The sequence below is a fragment of the Parabacteroides sp. PFB2-10 genome (assembly GCF_029893085.1).
In the GTDB taxonomy this organism is placed as follows: domain Bacteria; phylum Bacteroidota; class Bacteroidia; order Bacteroidales; family Tannerellaceae; genus QVMG01.
On record NZ_JARXWI010000024.1, the window covers coordinates 37,023 to 43,526 of the forward strand.

Annotated in this window: 6 protein-coding genes; 1 reads left to right on the plus strand and 5 read right to left on the minus strand. The window is 43.5% G+C overall.

The genetic code is table 11. The features are described 5' to 3' along the window. Positions 1–71 precede the first annotated feature (71 nt). From folE to M2137_RS14155, 5 genes are all read right to left on the minus strand, one after another. On the minus strand, positions 72–653 hold the full coding sequence (gene folE / locus M2137_RS14135) for a GTP cyclohydrolase I FolE (RefSeq protein ID WP_280767096.1): 582 nt from the start codon (positions 651–653) through the stop codon (positions 72–74). 123 nt (positions 654–776) lie between these two features. Then, complete coding sequence (locus M2137_RS14140; RefSeq protein WP_280767097.1) at positions 777–1,277, minus strand: SPOR domain-containing protein; 501 nt, start codon at positions 1,275–1,277, stop codon at positions 777–779. 9 nt (positions 1,278–1,286) lie between these two features. Continuing rightward, on the minus strand, positions 1,287–2,042 hold the full coding sequence (tpiA, locus tag M2137_RS14145; protein ID WP_280767098.1) for a triose-phosphate isomerase: 756 nt from the start codon (positions 2,040–2,042) through the stop codon (positions 1,287–1,289). Positions 2,043–2,075: 33 nt separating this feature from the next. After that, positions 2,076–3,347 carry a BT_3928 family protein gene (locus M2137_RS14150; RefSeq protein ID WP_280767099.1) on the minus strand — a complete coding sequence of 424 codons (1,272 nt, stop codon included), beginning with the start codon at positions 3,345–3,347 and terminating at the stop codon, positions 2,076–2,078. Between the two features lie 13 nt (positions 3,348–3,360). Continuing rightward, positions 3,361–3,906: a DUF1599 domain-containing protein gene (locus M2137_RS14155; protein WP_280767100.1), complete on the minus strand. Its 546-nt coding sequence runs from the start codon at positions 3,904–3,906 to the stop codon at positions 3,361–3,363. 2,046 nt (positions 3,907–5,952) lie between these two features. On the opposite strand from M2137_RS14155, the gene M2137_RS14160 reads away from it, so the two are divergent. Beyond that, the coding region (locus M2137_RS14160) for a 6-bladed beta-propeller (RefSeq protein ID WP_280767101.1) at positions 5,953–6,504 on the plus strand (552 nt) is incomplete at its 3' end.

Consider the following 6,504-nt stretch of genomic DNA (forward strand, 5'->3'; position numbering starts at 1 on the left):
AGAAAAAAATTACAAAAGAGAATGGATAATTGATAATGGATAACGATCCTCTATCCATTATCAATTATCCATTATCGAATTAGATTCATGAATTCTTCCCGTGTCTTAGCTTGCTGGAAGAATCCGGTGAAGTCGGAGGTAGTCGTGAGGGAGTTTTGTTTCTCAACGCCGCGCATCTGCATACACATATGCTGGGCTTCGATAACAACCATCACACCCAAAGGGTCGAGGGTGTTCTGGATACAGTCTTTAATTTGTGTTGTCAGGCGTTCCTGTATTTGCAAACGGCGGGCAAAGATATCGACGATACGCGGGATCTTGCTCAATCCGGTGATATAATTGCGTGGGATATAGGCGATATGTGCCTTCCCAAAGAAAGGAAGCATATGGTGTTCGCACATAGAAAAGAAATCAATGTCTTTGACAATCACCATTTGTTTGTAGCCCTCCTCCTGGAACATGGCAGAGCGAAGCACGGCTTCGGGGTCTTCGGTATATCCTTTTGTCAGGAATTGCATGGCTTTGGCTACACGTTCGGGCGTTTTCAGTAATCCTTCGCGGTTGACATCTTCTCCTAAAAGCCCGATAATGGCTTTGTAGTGGGCAACCAGTTTTTCGTCGGCTATCAATGTTTTTTCAGTTATTTTTGGCATCTTTTTTTGAATGAAGAATGAAGAATGAAGAATGAAGAATTGGAGCGGAGCGGAAATCGCTTAGCGAAGCGTAAAGCAATTAGTCCCTTTTCCAATTCTTCATTCTTCATTCCTCATTCTTTATTAATAAATCGGTATTCGTACTTTATCGTTCACTATATACATCTCTTTCCCATAAGCCGGGAAGGCTGCAGTCAGCTCCCTCAACAGATGGTACGCCTCTTCATGCGTGCGGAAGTCGCCGACACGCAGTTTCCAAAAAGGGGCGTCGAAAGAGATATAGGTCGAGAGTTCCGGTAGTAGTTCCTTTACCTCCTTTTCCTTTTGGGAAGCCTCCTCCCGCGAGAGCCGCTGGTTGTTGCCGGAGAACACCTGCACCCGGAAGCCATCGAACACTAAGAACGAGGCTCCATTGTTGTTCTCCACCTGCACACCATATTGCGGAGCGCCCACCAGACGGCGAATATTCTCCGATTGATGGATCACCACGGTTCCTTTTCCCGGCTCGGATTTCTCGAGCGAGTCGAAGATAGATTCCCTGACAACCGTTTCTTCCTGTGCGAAAGAGGCAAAGGTAGAAGCGAACAATAGGAGGATCAGCCAAAAGAACGAATACTGCTTCATAGAATCTAATTAAAAGGCTTCGATAATCGGCATGAATTTGTCAACGCCCAAAGAAGCGCCACCAATCAGGCCACCATCTACATTCGGCTTCGCCACCAGTTCGGCTGCGTTTGCCCCATTCATGCTTCCTCCGTAAAGGATGGTACAATCATCGGCTATCTGTTCGCCATATTTCTTCGCGATCGTTGCGCGGATATGTGCATGGATCTCTTCTGCCTGGTCGGCCGTAGCTGTTTTACCGGTGCCGATAGCCCAAACGGGTTCGTAAGCGATCACCAGCTTCGCGAAGTCTGCCGGAGAAAGATCAAACAAAGAACCTTCCACCTGTTCGTCGACCACCTGGAAATGTTTTCCGGCTTCGCGCTCTTCCAATACTTCACCGATACAGAAGATCGGAGTCAGCCCGTTAGCCAATGCCAGGTTTACTTTTGTTTTCAGTATCTCAGCTGTTTCGTGATAGTAAGCGCGTCTCTCGGAGTGTCCCAGGATCACATATTTAGCTCCGGTAGAAGCAACCATAGCCGCAGATACCTCTCCGGTATAGGCGCCTTTTTCCTGATCGGCACAGTTTTGTGCTGCCACACCGATCTTATCGGTATCGATTGCAGCTGCTACGCTTGCCAGGTGAGTAAAAGGGGTTCCGATCACTACATCACATTTCAGGGTTTTGCCTTTCAAGGCTTCATTTAATCCTTTTGCCAGTTCCAACCCTTCAGCCAGGGTGGTGTTCATTTTCCAGTTTCCTGCGATAATGTTCTTTCTCATAACCTACTAAATATCAATATTTAATTAAAAAAATTAGTCCTTCTTCTTACGGCGACGATTACGGAAATAATCATACACCCAAACAAGCAACAAAGGTACGGCAAAAGTCAATAGGTTGGTAGATAACGGCCTATCTTCTTTCAGTGTTATTTTGCCCGGAGCGAAATAGGGATCCATCACCTCTTTCACCTCCTCTTCGGCAGGAATATCGCGGTAATGCCATTTCCCCAATACCGTGCCCTCTTTGAGCAATACCAGTCCGGGGTTGGAACGGATGATCGTTTTCAACAGGATATCGTCGGCATACAAAAACGAGTAGTCGGCGCCCATATACTCTTTCCAGCGGGTCACGGCATCCGCACCCGAGCCGGTCACGCCATAGAACGACAATCCGTTGTCGAGCGCATAATCATAGACGCTATTGATCTCATCAACATAGTCGTCGTTTGCCTTTTCGAGCTTCGGGAAGATAAGCAGAAAGACCCCCTTTTCGTCCGACAGCACTTCGTCCGCCCGGTCCGTGTCTTGCTCATCATACAGATTGAAAGCCGCTACCGGCGGTATATAGCCCTCTTTGACCAACGTCGTTTTCGATTCTACAAACGCCCAGCCGCTTCCCTCTTCGGGGATATCGTCGAGCGAGAAGGTTTGTTGCTTTCCCTCTTTTTCGTACACAAAAGAGTAGCTATATTCCTCTTCCGCCGCCCCTTCGGGTATACTCATCAGTTCCGGAATATTAGCTCCTATCTTGTAGGGACGGAAATCCAGGATCGGCAGGTGGCGGTAGTTGTGTACCGAAAACAATATACAGAATGAGAAGGCCCAAAGCGCCACAAACCAATAGACCCGGAACGTATATACCTGAAATATTTTCTGGTTGTAGATAAACGCAAAGATAGCGGCCGCCAGGAGCACGACATTCTTTCCGAACGTCTCCCAATTGGTCAGTATCAACGCGTCACCAAAACATCCGCAATCGGATACCGGATCGAACAGCGCCAGGTAGAGCGTCAGCGGAGTCATAAAAGCCATGAAGAGTAGGGTCAATAGCGAAGCATAACGGCGGTAGACACCCAACAGCATACAGACACCCAGCATAAACTCGATGGCCACCAGGTTGAAGGAGACCAACATCGAAAAGGAATCCAATTTCTCCAATCCGAAAGCCATGAGGTAGTCGCCGATCTTAATCGCAAACCCTACCGGGTCGACCGCCTTAACAAATCCCGAGAAAATAAAAACCACACCGAGCAGCAGCCGACTGCACTCGGCAATAACCTTTATAGCTGTCTCTTTGTATTTCATCTATCGCTTACTATTATTCTTCGCCTTCATCGAGTTTGATCAACCCGAAAAGGGCGTAATTGATCATATCCATATAATTGGCATCGACCCCTTCCGATACCAATGTTTGTCCCTGGTTGCTTTCGATCTCCTTCGTGCGGTAGATCTTCATCAGGATCAGGTCGGTATAGGAGCTGATACGCATACTGCGCCATGCCTCGTCGTAGTCATGGTTCTTGGCATACATCAGTTCCTTGGTGGTGGTGATATGTTTATCATACAACGCCAACGCCTCTTCGGCGGTGATATCCGTCGTGTCGGCAAACCCCAGTTCGAGTTGGATCAAACCGATCACCCCGTAGTTGACGATGCCGATAAACTCCGGGCGTATGCCCTCGTCTACTTTGCTTATTCCTTTGATTTCCAGGCTGCGTATGCGGTTTGCCTTGATAAATATCTGATCGGTCACCGATTGCGGACGCATAATGCGCCAGGAAGGACCATAATCCTTCAGTTTTTTCCCGAACAACTCCCGGCATCCGGCGATCACCTGGTCGAATTGCTTATTCGTATCAGCCATAACTTTTGCTTTATGATGCAAATATACCATTCCCGCAGGACTTTTCCGATATCCGCTCCCGATAATTTTATCCAGCCGAAGCCGAACCACTCGGAAATGCAGGGGAGGGAAGAGAGGGTAGTAATTAATGGGTAGTGATTAGTGGTTAGTGCGGGAAGAGGAGAAAATCTTTAGATAATGTAATAATTGAAGATAAAAAGGGTATGCCCACAGGCGTTGAACTCCTAATAACCCCCAGTGAAGAGAGCGAAGCGAACGACTGGGGGGTGAGCGAATGTAGAAACAAACCAACGCCGAAAGGTGTTGAATTAAACAATTGAACCCTTTTCGGGTTCATGAGATGTTAGATCCTTTTATGCATACCCCCAGTCGTTCGCTCTGCTCTCTTCACTGGGGGTTATTAGGAATTAAATCCCTTTCGGGATTTTCCTGAAACATCTTCAAATTCTTTCCTCTTTGAAGAAATCAGTAACTATACCCTCTCTGGTGGAGAACCGGAGGTCGCTTAGCGATAGCGCAGAGCAAACAACGTTCGCTTAGCCGAAGGCGTAAAGCAAAGGGGCAGGGGGAGAGGTGCTCTTCCTCCCCAAATGTTAAAATACGGACTGTAAGCAAAAAGCCTCTTTTACTTACAAATCCATACGTTAAAAAGTGTTTCTCCCGGGAGTTTGCCTCCAAAGTCCCGCTTTTTTGCGCGCAAAGTCCCTCGGAAATTACAAATCGTAAATTGGGGGTTTTGTTGGGAATGGGTATATTAACATTTGTTAAGATGTCAAAAAAGGGTGATTCCCTTGAAAGAGTATCTCTTTTATCTCTTCCCGGAGCTTTTCTTATATTCGTATTCTACCCGAATAGTTTTCTGATATAGTTGCTGTATTTTCTCCTGATAAAAAAGCAAACCTATTCCGTCGATTAGAGAAAAATAAAGACTGCCATACTTGCTTTCTAATACATTTTTATAAGCCACACAGCTTTGCTCCAACTCTAAAAATAATCTTTTTAGTGAGATTTTAATGAGAAATGTTCATCTCAGCAAAATCTCAGCAAATTTTTTTGGTGTTTACAATTATGTTCTTTTCATTTGTTAAGAATTAAAATGAAATAAAGTATTATTATAAAAAAGAAAATTAGTATTTTAACTTTTGTCCCTTCTACTTGGAACGGGATATTATGTAGAGCCTATCAGCAAAACGAGAGTGGTTTCTTTAACGAGACGATCACCGTTAAGTGTAATACGGAGAAATGGATAAAACTGACAATATTGGGTCAAATATTTTAATGCAAAAGAAACTTTGTGCGCCTTCGCGTTACTTGGTGGTAAAAAAACTCGTTATGGTATTATTACCACGAAGTAACGCGAAGGCGCACAAAGGGGAGATCGATCTAAAAAGAGTGGTTCCTTTCGTGAGGTTATTACCGTAAAGTGTAAAATAAATGAATAGATTAAAATTAAAAACCAGAGGACAGGTTATCTGAAATGGATAAATTAGGGGGAAGAATTGCTCCAATGACTTGCAACCATACAGCAATCTCCCCCCAACCAGTCCTACATCTACTAATTTAGAGAAGGAGGTCTTGCAAAAATAAATAAATAAAAGCAAAAAACAACCCATTGAACAAAAGTAGGTAGGTTGTAAACAGTAAAAAATATATTTATAAACAATTTTAAACACAAAAATCATGAAAAAAAAGATTTTTCAGCATCGTTATGGTAACAGTGATAGCTGTTGCAGCAGGATGGAATATATATCAGAGTGAGAATAAAGTCATACTATCGGAATTAGCGTTGGCGAATGTGGAGGCGTTGGCGAATGATGAAAATGGTTCAGGTAGTAGCATACAAGGGGATTGTAAAAGTAGCTTAGTTATTCAGGTCAGTTGTACAGTCACTTGTCCGAATCCTTATTGTGGAATAATTTGGAGTCCGGATCCTCCTGTCCTTAAGGCAGTTTCTCAAAATGTAACAGGAAGTTGTAGTTGTGGGTACACATTTAAATAAACATGATCAGAGAGAGAGAGTTCTCTCTCTGATTCTAATTATCAGTTATGAATAGAAGTATTATAATAATAGTTTTGCTTGTATTGTTGTTCTCTTGTTCGAAAAAGGAAAGAGTATCTTATGAGCCGCCTCTTTTTGAAACGGAGGAAGAATTGAGTGTTGATATTATCAATGATGATTACCTTTTTAGGACAATCTATTTTATTGACATTTACGATTCGTTACTTATAGTTTGTGATCCATCCATTAATCCGATCATTCATATTTTTAATAAAAATAATGGTACTTTTATCGCTTCTGGAGGAGGGAGAGGGAAAGGCCCCGGAGAATTAATTACTCCAATGAGTTTTTCTTTCGACCACAACGAAGGACAACTGTATGTATATGATTTAGGCAAAAAAGCAATTGTTCGATTCGGTATCGATGGAATCATATCCAAAGAAGATGATTATTATGAAGAAATTCGTTTTAACAATGGGCAAAACGTTATCAATCAAGCATTTTATCTTAAAGATCATCATTTTATTTTAAGAAGAGGTGAGGAAGAAACATTTGCCACAAAAGATAGTATATTCGATGTCGTTATTTCAGAAGGTCCA